Source organism: Chelativorans sp. (assembly GCF_031180965.1).
Classification (GTDB): Bacteria; Pseudomonadota; Alphaproteobacteria; order Rhizobiales; family Rhizobiaceae; genus Chelativorans.
Genome location: NZ_JAPSLH010000020.1, coordinates 17,953 through 39,476, shown reverse-complemented (window position 1 = coordinate 39,476; position 21,524 = coordinate 17,953). Strand labels below are relative to the sequence as shown.

The window sequence follows — 21,524 nt, the reverse complement described above, 5'->3', positions numbered from 1 at the left end:
TGTCTCGGTTAGAGCGGCTTTGCGCTTTTGGGCCTGCCGATCCTTGCTGCCGGCAGGCCTGAATTGCGGTGGCGTTATTCGCGCGGCTTAAGCCGATCACGCACCAGCGCGAAGCCGTTCCAAGCGATATACGGCGCCGCATAGGGGTCTGCCGCCGACGGGAAACCGGTCCAGTAGGTGGTGTTGAACGTGATTGCGTGCAGTTCCTCGATCAACGTCACCTGCGGCATCTCCTCGAGCATGAGGCGCGTGGCGGACTTCACCAGCTCCATGTACTCGGCGTCGTCAGGTGAAGGCTGACGCGCTTCCATCTGGTCGAGGAGCGCATCCATCTCCGGATTGGAGTAGCGCGTGATCGCCCGCACACTGACGCCCTTCTGGCCGGGCTGCGCCGCAAACTTGCTATGAACATGCTGCAGCGTTTGCCACGGATCGTAGAGGCTGCCGCATTCGGTCGCCGTTGCAAGCTGGAAGTCGCCAGCCGTCAACGCTTCGAAATAAGCCGAGTCCTGGCTCGCCTTGAAAACCGCATCGAAGCCCGCCCGCTGTAGCTGACTGGTAACGACGGGAGGCAGTGAAGTGCCTTGATGCGCTGTGATGGTAATCGGCCACGCAGAGCCATCGGGCAACTGCCATTTGCCGTCCGCGCCCTTCTTGAAGCCAGCTTCGGTAAGAAGCTGTTCCGACCGGGCCAGATCCTGTTCAGCAACACCGGACTCCTGAATGATTTCCTCGAGTTGTGAGGTGTATTTCACGACGCCGGGATAGGACGCGAAAGGAAGCACCGCCGGGGGCTGCGATCCTTCGAACGCCAAGTCCGCCAGTTCCTCGCGATCGAACACTGCGGCGATCGCTTTGCGCACGGCAGGATTGTCGAACGGCGCAACCTGGTTGTTGAAGACTACCCGCCACGTGCAGCCGGCGCTCGTTCCCCACACGGGCCCGCTCTCGTTCCATGAGACGATGTTCGGATTGCGCGCCATCACGGCCTCGAGATTTCCGACATTGAGCGCGCGACCGATGTCGATGTCGCTGTTGGCGAAGAGCTGGGTCATGGCGTCGGCGGTTGCCGGGCGATAGAGAATGCGCTCCATTGCCGGCATCGCCTCCGCCAATCCCGCGTCGATCGCCCACCAGCTGTCCCGCCGGTCGAACACGGCGGAGGTCTCGTCGCTCTTCACCAGCTTGAACGGCCCCGTGCCCACCGGCCAGCCCTTGGCGATGTCGAAATTGTTGAAGGTCTTTGGATCCTGATCTTGCCAGATATGCTTGGGCACGACGGCGAAACGGTCCACCTGACCGGTCGCGAGCGTATCCTGTGCCCAGCGCGGCCCGGGCTTGCTGAGTTTCAGCACCACGGTCTGTGCGTCCGTCGCCTCGACGGATGCAACCCATTCGCTGATAGTGCTCGAAAGGGAAAGGTCGGGCGCGGCGCCCTTGAGCATCTCGAAGGTGAAGGCAACGTCTTCCGCCGTCAGCGCCTCGCCGTCACTCCACTTCACGTCCGGCCGGATCTTGAGCGTGACCTCGGTGAAATCATCGTTGTAGGTGAAGGACTCGGCGATCCAGGGAATGATCTCGTTGGTCTGGTGGTTCGTGTAGAATAGCGCCTCATTGATCGTGTAGTGCAGCACATTGCGGATGTTCTGCAGCGGGCTGATATAGGGATGGTAGTTCGAGGGTGCAGGCACCTGATTGTAGTAGTCCCAACCCTGGGTGATCAGCGTGCGGTTGCGCGGAACCTCGCGCAGTTCCTGGCCATGTGCCATTGCCGCGGGACCGAGCAGCAATGCTCCGATTAGGATCGTCTGTCGCTTCATGTCATCCTCCCTTTGCTGCGCTTCCGTCTCAAGACGGGTATTTCCTCAACCGATCGTGGTTCAGCCGCACGCCGAATCCTGGCGTGTCCGGCAGGTGGTAGCGCCCCTCCACGGGGAGCGGCTGGTCCAGAAGCAGGTCGAAGATGTTGACGAGCGTCGTGCCGTCGCCGCCGGTGACGAACTCCGCATAGGGGGAGCCGGCATTGGCCATCACGAGATGCATTGGATAGATGTTGGGCCCGTGCGGGACGAGCGGCACATGATGGTGCTCTGCATAGGCGGCGATGCGGAGCACGGCCGTCAGGCCGCCGCACCAATGGATTTCCGGCTGGATGACCGAGCTTGCGCCCGCCTCCAGCAATCCGGCGAAGGCATGGTGGTCGAATTCCATGTTGCCGTTCGCCAGACCGATGGGCACTAGCGCCTTGCGCAAATCGCGATTGGCGTCAGCGGCCCAGCCGCTCGGCAGCGGATCCTCGAACCATTTTACACCGCAATTCTTCACCCTCTCGGCCACGGCGAGCGCGAACTCGTGTCCCCAGGACATGTAGCAGTCGATCATGATCTCCTTGTCAGGGCCGATCGTCTCGCGCAGCTCGCGGATGAGCTTCTCCATTTTGAGTACCCCGGCCCGCCCACTCTCCGCGCCGAAGGGCGCAGCAATCTTGACGCCCAGGAATCCGCTGTCGCGCCAATGCCCGACCGCGTCCGAATGAGTGGTTAGGTAGCAGGGTATGCCGTCGTCTTTGGTGGCTCCTCCAAGCAGCTTATAGACCGGCTGACCGAGAAGCTTTCCCTTCAGATCCCAGAGCGCGAGGTCAACCCCGGCTATGGCCATTCCGATGAGCCCGCCATGGCCGTAGGGCAGCGAGGCGCGGTACATCTGGTCCCAGATCTTGGCACTGTCGAACGGATCCTGGCCGAGCAGGAAGCGCCTGAAATGAGCGCGGATGATCTCGCAGGCCATTGCGCCGCCGTAGTAGTTGGCGCAGACGCCTACCTCGCCCGTATCAGTCTCGATCTCGATGGCATAGTGCTCCTGCCCGGGCCCCATCCAGCTGCGCCGCGACATTGCATACTGCGGATAGGTCGACATTGGGTTGGCAACTTGGAGCCGCGTGACCCATCCGCGCTGCGCGATATCCTCGGAAGCCGCACTGTCGGTGAAGTACGAGCAGTCAGCTGGAAGCAGTAGGCGGACATCAGCGATCCTCATGAGCGGCGCCTGGCCAGCAGAAGGTCTCTCCAGCAGGCAAAGCCGCAAACTCGCCTTCGCTGATGGTTAGCGCTATCCATTATTGCGTCAGCCTTCCTCATTCTTCGCAATATACACCGGCGCGAACATGCGCGTGGCTGCTATTGACCATCCTACTTCGCGCTTGCCTATTCCTGCGACAACGCGTATGTGGATAGCGCTATCCATGAGGTGGTATCACCGTGAATGAGAAAGTGTCAAGACCCGTACGCCTCGCTGGTGAATCCACGGTTCGATTGGAGGATGTCGCCGCGGCGGCGGGCGTCTCCCTAATCACTGCTTCGCGCTGCGTTAGCAATCCTGGGCGCGTATCCACAAAGACGCGTGAGCACGTGCTGCGGGTGGCCGAGCAGCTGGGCTATATCCCGAACCGACTTGCCTCAAGCCTTGCTTCCTCGAAGAGCAGAGTCGTGGGTGCCGTGATCCCAACGATGCTCAACCCGGTGCACAGCGTGGTCCTCCAGGCCGCGATGGAAATTCTTGCGCCTGCTGGGTACCAGGTCCTGCTCGGCACCTCGCACTACTTAGCGCGCACGGAACTGGACCTCGTGCGCACATTTCTCGGGCACCGGGTGGACGGGCTGCTGCTCACCGGCCGCGATCATGCGTCCGAATGCTCCGCCCTCCTCAGGCGGGCCGGTGTGCCTACTGTGGAGATGTTCGAGCACATCCAGGACCCGATCGATGTCGGGGTTGGCACGTCCAACTTCGAAGCGGGTCACTCTCTTGCGCAGTACCTGATCTCCCGTGGCCGCCGGAATCTGGCCTTTGTGGGCCACACAGATTTCGAGGATAGCCGCATCAACGGCCGCCAGGAGGGACTGATTGCAGCCGCGCGCGACAATGGACTCGATCAGCCGCGGGTTTTTTCCGTCTCCAGCCAGCCCGGGTCGGGAACGGGCGGCGAAATCGTCGGAACCATCCTGCGCGAAACGCCGGAGACGGACGCCGTCGTCTTTGCCGGCCACCAGCTTGCCGTGGGGGCCATTCGCTACGCGCTCGACGTCGGCATCGAGGTACCGGGGCGGCTCGCGATTGCTGGCTTCGGCGACTCTCCCGTCGCGCAGTGGATCAAGCCGGCGCTCACCACCATCAAATTTCCGCTTGAGGACATGGGTCGCGAAGCGGGCAAGGCGCTCCTGCAAAGGCTTTCGGGGAAAGATCCGGGCGCTCGCACCGTACGCCTCGGCTTCGAAATTCTCAGCCGGGAGAGTGCCTGATGTGGCCACCTCCAAGCCTGGTGACGGCCAGAAGTGGAACGCCCGCGCGCAGCCGCTCCAGGTTCTGCGCCACGAAATCACCCAACTCCTGCTGCGCACCAAGGCCGGCATAGTGGGGGGTGATGATCACGTTTGGGGCGCGCCAGAGCGGATGTCCCTGCGGCAGCGGCTCGGGCTCCGTCACGTCGAGCGCTGCCCCGCCAAGCTGGCCCTCATTCAAGGCATCAATGAGCGCGTCAGTGTCGACAATCCTGCCGCGAGCGATATTGACCAGGAGCGCTCCCTTCCTGCAGGCGCGGAAGAGTTCATGGCCAAACAGGCCTTCCGTTTCCGGCGAAGCCGGCAAGGCGACCAGGATCAGGTCCGCTTGCGCAACGACCTCGGCAATCTCGCCGAAGGGCCGCATCTCGTCTGCGGCCGCATCCGGAGCACCGCTGCGGGAAACGCCGACCACGCGTGTGCCGAAGGCGCGGAGCCGCATCGCGATTGCCTTGCCGATCGATCCGAAGCCGAACACCGCGGCTGTCTTGCCGCAAAGCGAACCCAAGCTGCTGAACGGAGCGCGGTGCCATCGCTCGCCAAATTGGTTGGCAAATGCAAGGTCGAGCCGGCGCGAGAGCGCCAGCGTGAGCGCGACTGCATGTTCGGCCACCGCCGGAGCGAGCGAATCCCCGGCCGTCGCCACCACTGTCCCGGGCGGAAAGCTGCGGCCGAGAAGCGGATCATAACCGGCGGAGAGGAGCTGTACCAGCCGCAGTCGGCCGGATGCATGCACGGCCTGCTCGACCGCTTCAGTGTAACGGTTGGGGGTGATGACCAGTACCTCTGCTCCAGCCGCCTCTCGCATGGCGGCGGCCTCATCGGCCACCGCTGCGAGCTCGACGCCTTCAATCCTGCGCAACCGTTCGTCGATCAGCGGGCTGTGGTGCGGCAGTCCCCAATAAAGTACGCGCATCTGGAGATTTCCTTTGCTGGGAAAACGATCCCGTCCGTAAGGGATTCGATGTCCCGGCGCCTATCATCAGGGCCTTGCGAGGGGGCGTCAACCTCCGGGCGATCCCCGCGAAGCTCCGAAAAAAAGTCCTCGATGAGGGATCAGAGACTACTCATAAACCTGGCCGGCAACACGATGGACAGAAGAAGGGCCGCTGCCGAGTATTGGAGGTTTAAATGTCTGACACGCTGAAGGTTGTCGATCCGCACATTCACCTTTGGGATCTTCGCACGGGCCTTTATCCGCATTTCGAGAAGCCCCGCCGGACGCGCTTCGGCTCCAACGCCGCGATTGCCCGCAATTATCTGCTCGAAGAGTTCCTCGAGGAGGGGCAAGGTGATGTGGAGGTACTCGCGGCTGTCCATGTCGAAGCTTTTCCCAAAGATGCCCTCAAAGAGGTGGAGAGCCTGCAGAAGGTGGCAGATGGCAGCCCAATCCCTTTGGCGATTGTCGGGCACGCCGATCTTACCTCACCCGGCTTCCCGGCGCTCCTCGATCGCCAAGCCGCCCTTACCGCCTTTCGCGGAATACGCCAGGTCGTGAACACCCATCCAGACCCCGAGCTTTCCGTCGGGAGCTGCGACTTGATTGCCGTGCCTGCTTTTCTCGACGGCCTGAAGCTGCTGGGCGATCGCGGCTTCTCCTTCGATCTCCAACTCTATCCTCATCAGATGGACGCTGCTGCCAGGCTGGCGTCGCAGGCGCCCCAGACGCAATTCATCCTCGACCATGCCGGCATGTGGACGGACTTCACCCTGGACGGCTGGAAGACCTGGAAGGCGGGTATGCGGAAGCTCGCCGCACTGCCCAATATGGGGGTCAAGATCAGCGGGCTCAGCATGCGGACATCCACAGCGTCGGTGGAGAGCATGCGGCCGATCGTCTTCGAGACCTTGGAGGCCTTCGGGCCAGCCCGGGCAATGTTTGCCTCCAACTTCCCGGTCGACAAGCTCAAGGCTGAGTACCCGGCGCTCTGGCGGGCCTTCGACACGATTACGAGTGACTTCTCCAGCGGAGAGCGGGGCGCGCTCTTCCGCGAGAATGCCCTGCGCTATTATCGATTTTCACAAGGCACGAGGTGAGGAAATCCATGAACCAGATCGATCTCAACGGCCGTGTTGCCGTCATCACCGGCGGGGCTCAGGGAATCGGCTTCGCGATTGCCCGGCGCCTTATGGCCTCAGGCGCAAAGGTAGCGCTTTGGGACATCAACGAGGAAATGCTGGCCGAGGTGGCGCCCGAGCTTGGCAGCGCTTCGAGCACGCTAAAGGTGAACATCACGTCCTATGACGAAGTCGCGGCGGCAGTGGCTGAGACGGAGAAGCGGCTCGGCGGAATCGATATACTCGTGCATTCTGCGGGCATTGCCGGCAAGAACGCGCCGCTAGATGAATATGAGCTGGACGAATGGCGCCGCGTCATAGAGATCGATCTCAACGGCGCCTTCTATGTCAATCGCGCAGTGCTGCCGGGCATGAAGGCGCGCAATTACGGCCGCATCGTCAACATCGCCTCGATCGCCGGCAAGGAAGGCAATCCCAACGCTTCCGCCTATGCGGCGGCGAAGGCCGGTGTGATCGGCATGACCAAGGCTGTGGGCAAGGAGTGCGCGAGCTACAACATCGCTATCAACGCCATCACGCCCGCGACCGCAAAGACCCGGGTCCTCGACGAGCTGAAGCCCGAATTCATCGACTACATGTTGAGCCGCATACCCCGGGGCCGCTTCCTCGAAGTGGATGAGGCTGCGAACATGGTAGCCTGGCTCGTCTCGGAGGAGAACAGCTTTACGACAGCCTCCGTCTTCGACCTTTCCGGAGGTCGCGCGACGTATTAGCGCCTTCAGGCGGACGGGGTTGTGATTCAATGCACCCGGCATAGGAAATTGTCGATGCGGGCGCGGCTTTGTCAGCGAGTAGCTGGCGCACTCGTTTCTGGAGCGGCAGCGCAGCGGCTGCCCGTCGCTTTCCTGCTCGTTTCTGGGTGCATCGCTAACATTCGGTGAGAGGCACCCAAGCGGCTCCAGGTTCCAACCTGTCGGTGATATTCGTCGGGCGCTCGCACAATGTAGTCTTCAATTGTGCTGACAATCCGATCGGCCGCTTGGCCTTACCGCACACCAAGCCCGTCTCTGGAATGGAGTCCATGCTGGCGTTCTGATAGCCAGGTGAATCGATCATCGTCGCCTTTGAGGCTCCCCCTCTGTCGCATCGCACAACCGTCGAAGTAGGGCCGACACGCTTAATTCCTGCGCTGCCCGCATCATTCGGACATACATGTTGCTGATGCTGGACGAACCTGTGAGGTCACAGCAGCAACATAGCGTTCCAGCAGCCTATTAACCGTCTCACACAGCGGTTTGTAACGAATGTCGCTCGCGGCGGTCACGAGGCCTCGCCACCCATTCGGCCGGAAAAGAAGAGATGGGCGCTTTGCGGATGCGGTAGCACGCAGCTTGTGCGGCCCGCGAGCTCACTCTTCAAGGTGGCTGCGTCCTCAGCGTGTCCGCAACCGCCGGAGGTCTCCCGACCGCATCATGGCAGCGGGCGTGGTGCTCGCCGGGTGACGGACTATGGGGCAGACAAAAGGGCGCGATCTGCTATGCCTTGAGGTGGAGGGTGACCAGAACCGTGCAGGAGGCGTCGTCCTCGAATGAGGCCGCCACGCGCAGCCAGCTGCCGAAGTGTGTAAGCCGCGCCACGGCCATGCCGTCCTTTTGCGAAGGCAGGGGCATCTCGGTGCCTTCCGGAACCCAGTGCATGCCGTCCGGCGAGATCTCGATGCGCGCCAGCGGGGCAGGGCCGACGGGATCCTTGAGCGCGCGCACGAAGACGATGGCTTCCCGCGCCCAGCCCGCTTCATAAGGCTCGCTCGCCGCCTCGCCGCTCCAGGTCTCGTTGCGGGCGAGGATAGCGGTGATGTTCTCAGGCAGCATCAGAAATCACCCGAAATGCAGACGGAATCGACATAGAGGAAGGCGCGCCTGGCCACATCCGTTTCGGCAAAAAGGCAGAAATTGAGCATGCACCAGAGGTTCTTCATGGCCGGCATGCGGATGGAATCGAAGCCGCTCATGTCGAACACGCGGTCGTTGCACTGGAAGGAAAGCGCCTTCATCTCCGCCAGATCGAAGTCGAAGCGCAGGTAGCTCCAGTTCACCTTGGTGGCGATCTCGTTGTAGCACAGGCGCTGGCTCCCGCCCGGCAGGTCCTGCCATCCCTCCGGCGCGAGGTGATAGTGGCTCAAGGTCTTCTCGCCATCGCCGACCGGCTGGAATTTTGTCGTCTCGTTCTTGAACTGCCATTTCTGCAGATGTTGGCCACCCTCGGCGTTGAGGAACCTGAGATGCGGCATGACACGTTCCGCCCCATCGTCGCGGTCGCCGCCCTGCAGGTCGAAGAGGAAGCCCACCGAGCGCACGTCTGTCTCGCCGAGCTTCAGTTCCGTCGCCTCCGGCTTGAAGGTGAAATAGGCCTCGAAGCGGATCGGGCCACGCTTGCGGAAGGTGAGGCGCTTGATGGCGACATTCTGCGCGCCGGGATGCGGGCGAGTGGCGATCTTGAGCGCGTAGGATCCGCGCATGCCGCCATGCGAGCCCGCGTCCCAATGGGGAAGGGTGGAAAGCATGGCACTTGTGTGCTGCGCATAGCCCGGCAGCATCGTGTCGAGCGTGTTCTCATAGTTGCCGACGAGCTGCGACCAGCCGCAGTGCCCGCGCGAGAACTCGTCCAGGGTGATGATGCGGGGCAGCGGGTCGAACCGGCTGAGCCCCGGATTGGACAGGTTCATCGCCCGGCGGACCGTCTCGCCGAAATCGCTGCTGGTGTCGCTTCTGCTCAACATCGTCTCCGATTGCGAAAGTTTTACTGGCTGCGCAGGCTGCGCACCGCGTCCCAGTCGATCTCCAGACCGAGGCCGGGGCGCTGGGGCACATCGATCATGCCGTTCTTCTGGCGGAGGGCTCCGGGCGCGAGGTCTGCCAGCTGCGTCTTGAACGGGCTGCCGTCAGTCTCGCTTTCCATGACGCGAAAGTTCGGCATGGCGGCCGCAAGATGCACGCTCGCCGTCTCGCAGATGATGCCGGACATGCCTATATGCGGCGCATAGGCCACGTCATGGTTGCGCGCCAGTTCGGCCATGCGCCGCGTCTCGCTTATGCCACCGGCGCGGGCGACGTCCGGTTGCAGGACGGAGAGGGTGCGGTTGATCACCAGCCGCATTGCCTGGTCGACTGTATAGTTGCTCTCGCCGGCCGCCAGCGGCACGTCGCAGAGCCGGCGCAGCTCCTCGTAGCCCTGCTCGTTCTCCGGCGCGAGCGGCTCCTCGAACCAGCCATAGGCGTTTGCGGAGAGCGTCCGGCCCACTTCCACGGCCTCGTCCAGCTGATAGGCCCAGTTCGCGTCTACATAGAGCTCCACATCGTCGCCGGCGCGCCGGCGCAGCTGCTCGATACGGCGGCAGGCATCCTTCACCGGGCGGGCGATCTTCACCTTGATCCGGTTAAAACCGCGCTCGAGATAGTCCTCCAGTTCGCGCTCCGCCTCGGCATCGCCCACCCAGTTCACCGAGGCCGCATAGACGGCAACTTCCGTGCGCCCCACGCCGCCCAGAAGCTTGTAGATCGGAAGGCCGGCGGCTTTCCCCAGAATGTCCCAGAGCGCGATGTCGACACCGGCGATCGCCTCGATCAGCATGCCGCCCGCACGGCCCGAAAGGGCGCGGCGCATCGCTTGCCAGTGGGCGCCAATGTCGCGCGGATCCTTGCCGATCAGGCGCGGCTTCAGCGATGTCTCGATCAGCTCCGCATACGCTTTGGGCGAAAAGCGCGCCAGTGCTTCGCCGACGCCCGTGATGCCCGCATCCGTGCGGACCTCGACCAGCACGATCGACACGTCCGTATAGGCGCCCCAGGAGGTGACTGTGGATTTGGGCAGCGTCTGCGTCAGCGGGTGAGCAATGACATCGGTGATGCGCAGCTCGGGCATGGCCGCAGACTCTACCTTGTGGTCCTGCTGCCCGTACATACCTTGACTGCTCTCCGCCTGCATTCCTGCCCGCCTCCTACATTCGCCGCCTGCGCGGAACGCGAGCCATTCTTAGCCGAGACTAGATAGCTGCGCAACTATCAAACTTAGTTGCTATGTTGGAAAGCGTATGCTAAGAGGCGGGAAAGAGGACTTCATGAGCGCTGCAATCACCGACCCCCCGCTCTTTTCCGCCAGGATTGCCGTGCCGTCGCGCTTGGCCGATGCGGTGTTCGAGGCGATTGCCGATGCGGTTTTCGAAGGCCGACTCGCTCCCGGCGATCCTCTGCCGTCTGAAGGCGAGATCGCGCGAGAGTTCGGAGTGAGCAAGCCGATCGCCCGCGAGGCTCTGCGGCAACTGGCTGGCGCCGGCCTTGTCCACACACAGCAGGGCAAGGTGGCGCGCGTGAAGGCGCTCAATGGCGAGCCGCTGGAGCGTTTCTACGGCTTTGCCATACGCTCCAGCCTGCAGCGCCTGCGCGAGGCGAACGAGATGCGCCTGGTCGTCGAGACGGGAATCGCCCGGCTTGCCGCCCGCCGCCGCGCGCCCGAGGGACTGAAGGTGATGAAGGCGGCGGTGGGCGATATGGAACGTGCGCTGCTTGATCCCGCGGCTTTCACCGAAGCCGATATCGCCTTCCATCACGGACTGGCGCTCGCCACCGGCAACACGATGATGCGCGTGCAGGTGGAGGGGCTTCGCTCGGTTCAGCGCGAAGTCTCCGAGCTTTTCTCCCGCCGCAGCAACCGCACCGAAGCGGACTGGGCAGCCACGGTCGAACGTCATCGGGCGATCTATCTGGTCATCGAGATCGGGGACGAGGACGGTGCCGAAAAGGCCATCGTCAAGCACTATGAGGCCGCGGACATCGCCTCCTTCGAGGTTGCGGGCAGCCAGGACAACGGGAGCGGCAGACGATGAGTGCCGGCCGTTTTTCTCTTGCCGGCCGCAAAGCGTTGGTGACGGGCGGAAACTCCGGCATCGGCCGGGCGATCGCGCTCGCGCTGGCCGAGAGCGGCGCCGACATCGTTCTCCATCATTTCAGCGACCGGGACGGCGCCCTCGCGGTTTGCGCAGCAATCGAAGAGAAGGGCCGCGCTGCAGCAATCGTGGAGGCTGATTTCTCCCCCAAGGGCGGGACCGAAGCGCTGGCGAAGGCGGTGGTCGAGCGGCATGGCCCGGTCGACATCCTGATCGCGAATGCCGCGATCGAGCAGCGCGGATCGTGGCAAGAGATCGATCCTGCCCACATGGAAGCTCATTTCGCCGCCAACTTCACCTCGCTCCTCATTCTCGCCCAGGTGCTCGTGCCGGAGATGTCAGCGCGCGGCTGGGGCAGGGTGGTTGCGATCGGCAGCGTTTTGGCCAAGAGGCCGCGCGCCGAGACTGTTGTCTATGCCGCGTTGAAGGCCGCCCAGCTCACCGCTATCCGCGCGCTGGCGCGGGAGGTGGCGGGAACTGGCGTGACGATGAATGTGGTTTCGCCCGGCGCCATCGAAACCGAGCGCAACGCCCACCTCTACGCAGATGCCGCATTCCGGCGTGCCGTAGAGGCAAAGATCCCGATCGGCCGCGCTGGCCGGCCGGAGGACTGCGTCGGCCCGGTGCTGCTCCTCTGCAGCGAGGCGGGGGGCTACATCACCGGCGCCGACATTCCCGTCGACGGCGGATGGTCGATCGGCGACGCACCCACAAACAGCTGAAACGAAAAGGGAGGACATCTCATGAATCTGCGAATGAAAAGCCTGGCCGCCTCGACGATCCTGTCGTTGGGCCTGATCTCGGGGCCGGCTCTTGCCGAAGAGCTGCGCTTCACCGTCTGGACCGGCAGCGAGGCGCATCTGAAGATGCTCAACGAAATCGCCGAGAGCTTCAAGGCGACGAAGCCGGACGTCACCGTCCGCTTCGAGACCATTCCAGCGGCGGATTACACGCAGAAGCTCACCTTCCAGCTCGCAGGCGGAAACCCGCCAGATCTGGGCTGGATGATGGAGGATGCGGCACCGACCTTCGCCGCGGCCGGCGTCCTGATGGATCTCGGTCCAACCCTGCGCGAGGCGGAAGGCTATGACTTCGCCGATTATTCGGAGCCGGCGCTCGGGCTCTGGACCAAGGCCGAGACGGTCTACGGAGTGCCCTTCTCCACCTCGCCATTCATGATCTTCTACAACAAGACGCTGTTCGACGAGGCCGGTCTGGAAGATCCGCTCCAGCTCGCCGCCAGTGGCAAGTGGAATATGGACACGTTCCAGGAGGTCGCGAAGACGATTAAGGATAAGACCGGCAAGTGGGGATTCGAGTTCAAGGACGGCCAGGGGTATGAATCCCGCATCATGCACGCGCTGATGCCGCCGATCCGCGCCCATGGCGGCGACGTCTGGGCAAACGGCGAGTGCGGTTTCGACAAGCCGGAGGCCGTGCAGGCCGTCCAGCAGCTGCACGACATGGTCTTCAAGGACAAATCCATCGTGCCGCCCGGCGAGCAGGGCGACTATTTCTCCGGCTCCTCCGCCATGACCATCAACCAGATCTCGCGCGCGTCCAAGATGCCGGAAGCCGGTTTCGAATGGGGCATTGCCCCGCTTCCCTCCGGGCCTGCGGGCGAGTCGCCTGTGATCGGCCAGGCGGCAATCGTCGTCTTCGAGCGGGGCGAGCAGAAAGAGCTTGCGGCCGAGTTCGTGGCCCACATGACCAACAAGGAGAACGTGGCCAAGATGGCGCAGTTCTTTCCGCCGGCGCGCAAGTCTGTACTGGAGAGCGACGCCTTCACCTCGGCCAACGCCATCATCCCGGCGGAGCAGATGGCCCATGTCAGCGATGCCATCGCCAAGGGCAAGGTGCTGCCCAGCCACGAGAAGAGCCCGCAGATCCTTGCGGCCATGGCGCCTCGCGTGGACACCCTCTGGAAGCCTGACGCCGAAGTCAAGCAGGCGCTCGCCGGCGTCTGCGCGGCCATCGAACCGCTGCTGTAATCCGCGGGCCCATGGCGGACACCCTCACCGACAAGACCTCGGCGCGCCCATGGCGCGCGCCGAGACTTTCTCTCCGCCGGCGGGAGGCGATCGAGGCGTGGCTTTTTGTCAGCCCGACCGTCGCCGGCTTTCTCGTTTTCTTCCTGGGGCCGCTTCTCGCGGTTATGTATTTCAGCCTGACGGAATGGAACCTGCTCACCCAGGAAGCCACATTCGTCGGCGTGAAGAACTATGTGGACGCGCTGTCGGTGAATCCCGACTTCTGGCACGTCCTGCGCAATTCCTTCGTTTTCGCGATCGGTCTCGTGCCGCTCAACATGACGCTTGCGCTGACCCTGGCGCTTGCGCTTTCGCGGCCCTTCCGCGGCGTCGTCTTCTTCCGCACGGTCTTCTTCGCGCCCGTGGTGACGTCTGCGGTGGCATGGGCCATCGTTTGGCGCTTCCTCCTCCAGGGCGAGGCGGGTGCGGTCAACCAGCTCCTTGCCAGTGTCGGCATCGACGGGCCGAACTGGCTTCGCGAACCCGACTGGGCGATGGTGGCCGTGATCGTCACCCGCGTCATCAAGATGGTTGGGCTCAACATGATCCTCTACATCGCCGCCCTGCAGGCGATCCCGCGCGACTATGAGGCGGCGGCGCGGCTTGAAGGCGCGTCGAACTGGCAGATTTTCCGCATGGTCATCTGGCCGCTGCTCGCGCCCACGACGCTCGTCATCTTCGTCATCACCATGATCGGGTCGTTCAAGGTGTTCGACCACATCTACCTGATGACGGGCGGCGGGCCGGAGAACGGCACGCTGGTGCTCGCCTTCTACATCTACGAGCAGGGATTCAAGTTCTTCAATGTCGGCTACGCCTCCGCGCTCGCCATGATCATGTTCGTCATCGTGCTCGTCCTGACCGTGATCCAGATGACGCTCAGGCGAAAGGACATGCGATGACGCTGACCACCCGCCAGGCGCGGCTCGTTTCGCGCACATGCCTCATCATCGCGCTGTCGGTGGTGGCGGTGCCCTTCGTCTTTCCGTTTCTCTGGATGGTTTCCTCGGGCTTCAAGAGCGCGACGGAGATTTTTGGCCAGCCATCGCTGATCCCGCGGGTGTGGCGCTGGCAGAACTATCTCGAGCTTCTCGAGTACCAGCCTTTCGCGCGGCAATATTTCAACTCGCTTTACATTGCCGTCGCCGTCACTGTCCTGACGCTGGCGATCTCGTCGCTCGCCGGTTACGCGCTCGCCCGCATGCGCTTCGCCGGGGCAGGTCTGCTGATGCTCTTCCTCCTGTCGGCCCTCATGGTGCCGGAGGAAGTCACGATCATTCCGAACTTCTTCCTCATCCGCTCCATGGGACTGATGGACACGCATGCGCCGCTGATCCTGCTGCCGGTCTTCGGCTCGCATGGCGTCATGGCCACCTTCCTGATGCGGCAGTATTTCCTCGCCATCCCCAAGGAGCTTGAAGAGGCCGGCAGGATGGACGGGCTGTCGCGCTTCGGCATCTGGTGGCGCATCGCGCTGCCGATGTCTCGCCCGGCGCTTGCGGCCGTCTCCATCATCACCTTCCTCTTCTCCTGGAATCTTTTCCTCGAGCCGCTGGTCTTCATAAGCTCGCTGGAGAAATTCACGCTGCCGCTCGCGCTCAGCAACTTCACCGATTCCTACGGGCTCCCGCTCTGGCACCTGCAACTTGCCGCGACCAGCCTGGCGGTGGTGCCGATCCTGATCGTCTATCTGATCGCACAGCGGCAGATCATCGAGAGCTTCGCCCTTTCCGGGGTCAAGGGATAGAACATGACCAGCCTGACACTGCGCAATCTCAAGAAAAGCTTCGGTTCCACCGAGGTGATCAAGGGCGTGGACCTCCAGGTCCACGACGGCGAATTCGTCGTCTTCGTCGGGCCGTCCGGCTGCGGAAAGTCGACGCTGCTCCGGATGATCGCCGGCCTCGAAGACATCACCGCGGGCGAGCTCTATATCGGCGACCGTCTGGTCAACGAGGTGCAGGCGGCGCAGCGTGGGGTCGCCATGGTCTTCCAGTCCTATGCGCTCTATCCGCACCTGGCGGTCAAGGACAACATGGCCTTTGGCCTCAAAGTCCGCAAAGTGCCGGCCGAGGAGCGGGAGCGGCGCGTGCAGGATGCGGCAGCCTCGCTCAAGCTTGAGGCGCTTCTCGGCCGCTATCCGCGCGAGCTCTCAGGCGGACAACGCCAGCGGGTGGCGATCGGCCGCGCCATCGTCGGCAATCCGCAGGTCTTCCTCTTTGACGAGCCGCTCTCGAACCTCGACGCGGAATTGCGGGTGCACATGCGCTCGGAAATCGCCGCGCTCCACAAGCGCCTCGGCAACACCATGATCTATGTCACGCATGACCAGATCGAGGCGATGACGCTGGCCGACAGGATCGTGGTGCTGCGAGAGGGCAGGATCGAACAGGTAGGCTCCCCACGCGAACTCTATGAGCGGCCCGCCAATCTCTTTGTGGCGCAATTCATCGGCAGCCCGCGCATGAACGTGCTGCCCGCCGCGTCCGTAGAAAAATCCCTTTCTGCCCGCGGGCTGGACATCGGCTCGGCCGAAGGAGTCGGCATGCGCCCCGAACACATTTCTGTCGTTGAAGCCGGATCAGGCCTGCTGCGGGGCGCGGTCACGCTGCGCGAATATACCGGGGCAACGACGCTCCTTCACGTCGCCCTCGAGGGTGGGGAGACAGCACTGGTGGTCCACAACGGCCAGAACATGCCAGAGGCCGGCGAGGATGTGGGGCTGGAGATCGCGCGGGAACACATGCACCTCTTTGACAGCCAAGGGCAGGCGATCCGGCCCCTGGCGCGCGCGGGTTAGTTGCGCAGCAGATTCCGGCCTATCGGCCTATTCTTTGCGCGGCGTGCCAGATATGCGCGAGAGGAGCCCGCCGTCGACGCGTACGACCTCGCCCGTGACGAAGGAGGCCTCGTCCGAGAGAAGGAAAGCGACAACCGCCGCCACTTCGTCCGGGCGGGCGGTGCGGCCTATCGGATGCATGCCATCGAGCACGCGCCACAGCCCTTCAGGATCGTCGCTGAGCCTCACAGCGTCCTGCAGCATGGGCGTGTTCACCGCGCCCGGTGCGACGGCGTTCACCCGCACGCCGAAGGGCGCGTAGTCGACGGCCATGGACTTGACGAGGCCCGATCAGCCCATGCTCGGCGGTCGTGTAGGCGAGCACGCCCTCCTGGCTGGCGGGGCCCTGCACGGAGCTTACATGAACAATCGCGCCGCGGCTTTTCCGCAGCGCGGGCATCGCCGCGCGGGAAACGAGGTACGCAGCCTTGAGGTTGACGCTCATAACCTCGTCCCAAAGCGCCTCGCCGGTCGTCTCGACCGTTCCATAACGCTGGATGCCTGCATTGTGGGAGAGCATGTCGACGCCGCCGAAGCGGATTCGGCGATCCCCACGGCCTTTGCGCAGACCCCGGCATCCGCCGTGGAGCCTACCAGGCTTCGCGCATCCGCGCCCGCGCTGCGCAACGAGTCCTCCACCTCCGCAAGCTGTTCTTTTGCTCGGTCGAGACGAACCAGTGCGGCGCCCTGGCTCGCCAGTTTTTCCGCAACGGCGCGGCCGATGCCCATGGCGGCCCCCGTCACCAGCGCACGCTTTCTCGCTTCAGCAGTCATCCGCACCTCCTCTTCGTCCTAGGCTATACTACCATCGCAGATAAACGGAGGGGGGAGAAAGGATTGTGAATACCGGTCTGCGAAGCTCCAGCCCAAGTGCCGTTGCGGTCCATGATGCGCGGCTCACTGGGGGCGAGAGCCTGGTCTGGTGCGAACGCGACAAGGCGCTATTCCTGATCGCCATCGTCGGCAGGACGATCCCCCGCTTCAGGCCATCGACAGGGGAGTTCGACACGTGGGCGGCGCCGGAGTTTGCCACCTCGATCGGCATCAGGCGCACGGGCGGGTTCATCGTCGACTTGAGCGCCGGATCGCATTCTGGCAGCCGGGCGGCGAGTTCAAGACCGTCGCCGTGCCCGAGCCTCACCTGCCGGGCAACCGGCTGAACGAGGGCGCCGCTGCGCCCGATGGCTCCTTCTGGTTCGGCACCATGCAGACCAACCTCAATCCGGACGGCAGCCCACGCAAACAGACGGAGAACTCGGGAGCCTACTATCGGTTTTCGCCGGACTTGGAGGTGCGGCGGCTCACACCCAACGAATATGGCATCACCAACACGATGGCCTGACTCTCGGACGACGTGTTCGTGACAGCCGATACCAAGGCAAACACGCTTTATGCGTTCGATCTGCAGCGCGACGACTCGCTGGCCAGCCGGCGCGTGTTCCACTCCGGCTTTCCGCGCGGCCTGCCGGACGGGTCCTGCGTCGATGCCGACGGGTTCCTGTGGAACTGCCGCGTTGCCGGCGGCGCCTGCGTCGTCCGTTTCGCGCCCGACGGGCAGGTAGACCGGATCGTGGACCTGCCTTGCTCCTGGCCGACCAGCTGCGCCTTCGGCGGCCCAGATCTCGGTACGCTGTTCGTGAGCTCCGCCCGCTTTACGATGACCGCCGAGCACCTGGCGTCCAATCCATGGGAGGGGGCGCTGTTTGCGCTCGAAGTGGGGGTAAAGGGGCTGCCGCCGACGATGTTCGGATGATTGTGCTCGATTTTTCACGACACCCAACCTGTCGCGCGCGGCGGCAGCCTTTGCCCATCTTCCGCCTGTGCCGGTGTCGTTCCGAAGAACACCGCCTGGAGAACGATGGCAACTTTCATTCGCGGTGGGAAGCACATGGTCCTTGCGTGCGGCGCGGCTCCTCTCTCGTTGAGCATCGGACCCGGCTTCCGCTATAACAGCCGCGTGCATGCGGCGGAGGTTGGGCGGTGGATGCAAGGTTGAAGAACGGCCGGCAGCGGGCGAGCCGCAATCCGGAGGCCACGCGGGCGCTGATCCTTGAGGCCGCCACCGCTGAATTCGCCGAAAAGGGGATCGGCGGAGCGCGCGTCGACACGATCGCCGAGCGTGCCGGCACCAACAAGCGCATGCTCTACCATTATTTCGGCGACAAGGCCGGCCTCTACACGGCCGTTTTGGAGGCGGCCTATGCCTCCATCCGCTCCGCCGAGCGCGACCTTGATCTTACCCACAAGGAACCGGCGGAAGCCTTATCGGAGCTTGCGCGCTTCACCTGGCATTATTTCCTGAAGCATCCGGAATTCATCAGCCTGCTCAACACCGAAAACCTGCACCAGGCGCGGCATCTCAAGGGATCGCGCAAGGTCTCTCAGATGCATTCGCATTTCGTCGCCGAGCTCTCCGATGTGCTGAAGCGCGGCGCGCAGGCGGGTCTTTTCCGGCCCGGCATAGACCCGGTGAACGTCTATCTCACCATCGCCGCGCTTGGCTATTTCTACCTGTCCAACCGCCACACCCTCTCGGCCATCTTCGCGCGCGACCTTGCCGACGCGGAGCGGCTTGCCGGATGGGAGAACCACATCGTCGAAACGGTGCTCGCCTCGGTCAGGCTCTGACCTTCAGGTGGTCGAGAACCATCTCGACCGCATGGGCCTCGCGTGCGGCGATATGGGCGCGGCTCGAAAGGTCCGTCTCGAAGATCACCGAGAGCGTCGCGTTGTTGGAGACGTAGAAATAGCCGAGAGCGGCGATCGAGATATAAAGCTGCACCGGGTCGATATCGGCGCGAAAGGCGCCGCTTTTAACTCCGCGCCGGATGAGCTTCCGCAGTTCGTCGACGAGCGGCGAATGCAGGCCGTGCATCTCCGGCAGGGTGCGCAGGTAACGCGCCTTCAGGAGGTTCTCGTTGGTGAGCAGCGCGATGAACCAGGGGCATTCGAGGAAATGGCGGAAGGTGAAGCGCACCAGGCGCTCGACCGCCTCCACCGGCTCCACCTGGTCAAGCTTGAGCGCTCGCTCGCCCTCGCGGATTTCGCGATAGGCCTCGGTCAGAACGGCGCAGTAGAGCGCGTCCTTGCTGCCGAAGTAATGATAGAGCATGCGCTTGTTGATGCCGGCGCGACCGGCGATGGCGTCGATCCGGGCGCCCTCCAGGCCACGGTCGGAAAATTCCACCCGCGCGGCGGCAAGGATGGCCGCGCGCGTGCGGGCCGGGTCGCGCAGCCGGACCGCGCGCGCCTCAGCTGGTGCGGCCTTGCGGGGCGAGGCGCCTGAATAGGCCTGTGACACGTCGGCTCACCATGGGCATGCTCATCAGGATCGTGAGCAGGACGACTGCAAACAGGATCGCGCTGATCGGCCGTGTGAAGAAGGGGCTGACATCCCCGTCCGACAGCATCAGGCCGCGGCGCAGATTGACGTCGAGGAGATCTCCCAGCACGATGCCGAGCACGAGCGGCGCCATCGGATAGCGCATCTCCCGCAACACGAAGCCGACCACCCCGAAGACGATCATCACATAGACGTCGAACATGCGCTGAGTGATGGCGAAGGAGCCGACCACGCAGAGCACGTAGACGACCGCCATCAGCCGCTCGCGCGGCACGGCCAGCACCTTGATCAGAAGCTTGGTGAGGGAAAGGCCGAAAACCAGATTGGCGAGCGTCGCCAGGAGCAGCATGGCGACGACCTGGTAGAGGAAGACCGGGTTCTCGGTCATCAGCATCGGCCCGGGACGGATGCCGTGGATCAGCATGGCGGCGATCAGCACCGCAGCGGCCGCCGAGCCGGGCAGCGCCAGCGTCAGGGTCGGGATCATCGCCGCCGAGACCACGGCATTGTCGCCGGTCTCCGCGGCGATCAGCCCTTCCTGGCTGCCCTTGCCGAATTCCTCCGGCTTCTTGGAAAAGCGCTTGGCCAGGGCGTAGGATGACCAGGAGCCCACATCTTCCCCTACACCCGGAATGATGCCGACGAAGGTGCCGATCACACCGGAGCGGATAATGGTGCGCCAGTATTGGAAGATCTCGCGGAAACTCGGCACGACCCGGTCATTGACCGAGGCGACGCGGGCGACCACCCGGTGCTTCATGGATGACAGGATTTCGGCAAAACCGAAGGCGCCCACCATGGCGGGGATGAGATCCACGCCGCCGCCGAGCGCGGGAATGCCGAAGGTGAAACGCTGATAGGCATGGAGCATCTCCATGCCGACCATGGCGACGAGCAGGCCCAAGATGCCGGCGATATAGCCTTTCAGCGGCGTGTCGCTGCCGGCCATCTGGCCGGAAATAACGACCCCGAACAGGGCGAGCCAGAAGAACTCGTAGGACCCGAACTCAAGCGCGAATTCCGCCAGGAGCGGCGCGATGATGGCGAGGAAGAAAATGCCGACGATCGTGCCGAGGGTGGAGGAGGTGGTCGCCAGCCCCATGGCGAGGCCCGCGCGGCCCTGCTGGGCCAGCGGATGGCCGTCAAGGGTCGCCGCCGCATTGGCAGGAGTCCCGGGAATGTTGAGGAGGATCGCGGTGCGGCTGCCGCCATAGATCGCGCCGAGATAGACGCACATCAGCGTCAGGATCGCCTGGTCGGCGGGCATCTTGTAGGTGAGCGTCACTAGGAGGGCGACGCCCATCGTCGCGGTCAGCCCCGGAAGAATGCCGACCACGAGGCCGAGCAGGGTGGCCCAGGCGACATTGAAGAGCGATGTCAGCGTAAGGAAGTGGCCAATGCCTTGGCCCAGAAGCAGAAGACCGTCGAACATCGGCAATCCTAGGGGAGGCGGACGAGGAAGATGCGTTCAAAGACGAAGAAGATGCCCCAGCCGGCGGTCACCGCAATGGCCAGGGCCCAGATGCCGCTGCGCAACGGATCGGCAGGCTGGTCCGTCATGGATAGTTCGAACAGCAGGATGAAGGTGAAGATGAACAGCATGGATGCTGCCCAAAAGGGTAGCCAACCGACCAGCACAAGCGTGTAGAAGAGCGCCAGCGCCAGCAGGGCAAGGATGCGGACAGCCGGGCGGCTCACAAGAACCCGGCCCAGCGCCTGCCAGCCCCCCTTCGCCTCGATGCTGCCGGCGCGCCATCCTAACAGCGCGCCGCAGAAGGCCAGCGTCAGGCCCAGGATCATCGGCACCAGGCCCGGTATGGTGGCCGGATGGATCCGCCGCGGTTCCAGGCGGGGCATGCTCCACGAGAGATAGAAGATCACCAGCCCGAGCGCGACCAGAACGATGGCTGTCAACAGATCGGCGCGAGCGCGCGCCGCGCGCTCACCGGGTTCCTCGAAATCCATGGCTTACTCCGGCAATGTCATGGCGGCGGCGGACGGGCCGCCGCCTCAGGCG

Annotated in this window: 21 protein-coding genes and 2 pseudogenes; 11 read left to right on the top strand and 12 right to left on the bottom strand. The window is 63.7% G+C overall.

Annotated features, from left to right (window positions below):
* Positions 1-74 precede the first annotated feature (74 nt).
* A complete protein-coding gene (locus RIN79_RS14990) occupies positions 75-1,820 on the bottom strand; it encodes an ABC transporter substrate-binding protein (RefSeq protein ID WP_309085476.1) in 1,746 nt (581 codons plus the stop codon).
* A 28-nt stretch (positions 1,821-1,848) separates the two neighbouring features.
* Positions 1,849-3,036, bottom strand: coding sequence for an enolase C-terminal domain-like protein (locus tag RIN79_RS14985; RefSeq protein WP_309085474.1), 1,188 nt, complete (start codon positions 3,034-3,036; stop codon positions 1,849-1,851).
* A 221-nt stretch (positions 3,037-3,257) separates the two neighbouring features.
* Between RIN79_RS14985 and RIN79_RS14980 the strand changes: the two genes are divergently transcribed.
* The gene (locus tag RIN79_RS14980; RefSeq protein WP_309085473.1) at positions 3,258-4,295 is read left to right on the top strand and encodes a LacI family DNA-binding transcriptional regulator; all 1,038 of its coding nucleotides are present in this window, start codon (positions 3,258-3,260) and stop codon (positions 4,293-4,295) included.
* Here RIN79_RS14980 and RIN79_RS14975 read toward each other — a convergent pair.
* Entirely contained in the window at positions 4,276-5,250 is a 975-nt protein-coding gene (locus tag RIN79_RS14975; RefSeq protein WP_309085472.1) for a D-2-hydroxyacid dehydrogenase, read from the bottom strand. The genes RIN79_RS14980 and RIN79_RS14975 overlap by 20 nt on opposite strands.
* Before the next feature lie 215 nt (positions 5,251-5,465).
* On the opposite strand from RIN79_RS14975, the gene RIN79_RS14970 reads away from it, so the two are divergent.
* Both RIN79_RS14970 and RIN79_RS14965 read left to right on the top strand, forming a co-directional pair.
* Positions 5,466-6,371 (top strand): amidohydrolase family protein, encoded by a 906-nt coding sequence (locus tag RIN79_RS14970; protein ID WP_309085471.1) that lies wholly within the window; start codon positions 5,466-5,468, stop codon positions 6,369-6,371.
* Between the two features lie 8 nt (positions 6,372-6,379).
* Positions 6,380-7,126 (top strand): SDR family NAD(P)-dependent oxidoreductase, encoded by a 747-nt coding sequence (locus RIN79_RS14965; RefSeq protein WP_309085470.1) that lies wholly within the window; start codon positions 6,380-6,382, stop codon positions 7,124-7,126.
* 762 nt (positions 7,127-7,888) lie between these two features.
* Here RIN79_RS14965 and RIN79_RS14960 read toward each other — a convergent pair.
* The 3 genes from RIN79_RS14960 to RIN79_RS14950 all read right to left on the bottom strand — a co-directional run bounded on the left by RIN79_RS14960 (position 7,889) and on the right by RIN79_RS14950 (position 10,274).
* The gene (locus tag RIN79_RS14960) at positions 7,889-8,224 is read right to left on the bottom strand and encodes a hypothetical protein (RefSeq protein WP_309085469.1); all 336 of its coding nucleotides are present in this window, start codon (positions 8,222-8,224) and stop codon (positions 7,889-7,891) included.
* Positions 8,224-9,078 carry a DUF6772 family protein gene (locus tag RIN79_RS14955; protein WP_375165945.1) on the bottom strand — a complete coding sequence of 285 codons (855 nt, stop codon included), beginning with the start codon at positions 9,076-9,078 and terminating at the stop codon, positions 8,224-8,226. The genes RIN79_RS14960 and RIN79_RS14955 overlap by 1 nt, the downstream gene beginning before the upstream one ends.
* A 74-nt stretch (positions 9,079-9,152) precedes the next feature.
* Positions 9,153-10,274: a mandelate racemase/muconate lactonizing enzyme family protein gene (locus RIN79_RS14950; protein ID WP_375165944.1), complete on the bottom strand. Its 1,122-nt coding sequence runs from the start codon at positions 10,272-10,274 to the stop codon at positions 9,153-9,155.
* 196 nt (positions 10,275-10,470) lie between these two features.
* On the opposite strand from RIN79_RS14950, the gene RIN79_RS14945 reads away from it, so the two are divergent.
* From RIN79_RS14945 to RIN79_RS14920, 6 genes are read left to right on the top strand one after another with little or no spacing between them, the layout of a single operon-like run.
* Entirely contained in the window at positions 10,471-11,235 is a 765-nt protein-coding gene (locus RIN79_RS14945) for an FCD domain-containing protein (RefSeq protein ID WP_309085467.1), read from the top strand.
* The gene (locus tag RIN79_RS14940) at positions 11,232-12,017 is read left to right on the top strand and encodes an SDR family NAD(P)-dependent oxidoreductase (RefSeq protein ID WP_309085466.1); all 786 of its coding nucleotides are present in this window, start codon (positions 11,232-11,234) and stop codon (positions 12,015-12,017) included. Before RIN79_RS14945 ends, RIN79_RS14940 begins: the two co-directional genes overlap by 4 nt.
* 21 nt (positions 12,018-12,038) lie before the next feature.
* Complete coding sequence (locus RIN79_RS14935; RefSeq protein WP_309085465.1) at positions 12,039-13,286, top strand: sugar ABC transporter substrate-binding protein; 1,248 nt, start codon at positions 12,039-12,041, stop codon at positions 13,284-13,286.
* An 11-nt stretch (positions 13,287-13,297) separates the two neighbouring features.
* On the top strand, positions 13,298-14,227 hold the full coding sequence (locus RIN79_RS14930) for a sugar ABC transporter permease (RefSeq protein ID WP_309085464.1): 930 nt from the start codon (positions 13,298-13,300) through the stop codon (positions 14,225-14,227).
* Between the two features lie 2 nt (positions 14,228-14,229).
* Positions 14,230-15,072: a carbohydrate ABC transporter permease gene (locus RIN79_RS14925; protein WP_309085516.1), complete on the top strand. Its 843-nt coding sequence runs from the start codon at positions 14,230-14,232 to the stop codon at positions 15,070-15,072.
* A gap of 3 nt (positions 15,073-15,075) precedes the next feature.
* Complete coding sequence (locus RIN79_RS14920) at positions 15,076-16,125, top strand: sn-glycerol-3-phosphate ABC transporter ATP-binding protein UgpC (RefSeq protein ID WP_309085463.1); 1,050 nt, start codon at positions 15,076-15,078, stop codon at positions 16,123-16,125.
* Positions 16,126-16,152: 27 nt separating this feature from the next.
* Here the strand turns inward: RIN79_RS14920 and RIN79_RS14915 are convergent.
* The 3 genes and pseudogenes from RIN79_RS14915 to RIN79_RS21590 form a co-directional block, all read right to left on the bottom strand.
* Positions 16,153-16,440: pseudogene (locus tag RIN79_RS14915) on the bottom strand (SDR family oxidoreductase); the annotation flags it as partial.
* The gene (locus RIN79_RS21595) at positions 16,331-16,684 is read right to left on the bottom strand and encodes an SDR family NAD(P)-dependent oxidoreductase (RefSeq protein WP_375165942.1); all 354 of its coding nucleotides are present in this window, start codon (positions 16,682-16,684) and stop codon (positions 16,331-16,333) included. The pseudogene RIN79_RS14915 and the gene RIN79_RS21595, both read right to left, overlap by 110 nt.
* On the bottom strand, positions 16,606-16,938 hold the full coding sequence (locus tag RIN79_RS21590) for an SDR family NAD(P)-dependent oxidoreductase (protein ID WP_375165941.1): 333 nt from the start codon (positions 16,936-16,938) through the stop codon (positions 16,606-16,608). Before RIN79_RS21590 ends, RIN79_RS21595 begins: the two co-directional genes overlap by 79 nt.
* 65 nt (positions 16,939-17,003) lie before the next feature.
* On the opposite strand from RIN79_RS21590, the pseudogene RIN79_RS14905 reads away from it, so the two are divergent.
* Together RIN79_RS14905 and RIN79_RS14900 are read left to right on the top strand one after the other, a co-directional pair.
* Positions 17,004-17,917 (top strand): annotated as a pseudogene (locus RIN79_RS14905) (SMP-30/gluconolactonase/LRE family protein).
* Between the two features lie 227 nt (positions 17,918-18,144).
* Positions 18,145-18,792 (top strand): TetR/AcrR family transcriptional regulator, encoded by a 648-nt coding sequence (locus RIN79_RS14900; protein ID WP_309085461.1) that lies wholly within the window; start codon positions 18,145-18,147, stop codon positions 18,790-18,792.
* Here the strand turns inward: RIN79_RS14900 and RIN79_RS14895 are convergent.
* From RIN79_RS14895 to RIN79_RS14885, 3 genes are read right to left on the bottom strand one after another with little or no spacing between them, the layout of a single operon-like run.
* Positions 18,782-19,465 (bottom strand): TetR/AcrR family transcriptional regulator, encoded by a 684-nt coding sequence (locus RIN79_RS14895; protein ID WP_309085460.1) that lies wholly within the window; start codon positions 19,463-19,465, stop codon positions 18,782-18,784. The genes RIN79_RS14900 and RIN79_RS14895 overlap by 11 nt on opposite strands.
* Positions 19,416-20,939 carry a tripartite tricarboxylate transporter permease gene (locus tag RIN79_RS14890; RefSeq protein WP_309085459.1) on the bottom strand — a complete coding sequence of 508 codons (1,524 nt, stop codon included), beginning with the start codon at positions 20,937-20,939 and terminating at the stop codon, positions 19,416-19,418. Before RIN79_RS14890 ends, RIN79_RS14895 begins: the two co-directional genes overlap by 50 nt.
* A gap of 8 nt (positions 20,940-20,947) precedes the next feature.
* Positions 20,948-21,472, bottom strand: a complete 525-nt coding sequence (locus tag RIN79_RS14885; RefSeq protein ID WP_309085457.1) for a tripartite tricarboxylate transporter TctB family protein — start codon at positions 21,470-21,472, stop codon at positions 20,948-20,950.
* Between the last annotated feature and the right edge of the window lie 52 nt (positions 21,473-21,524).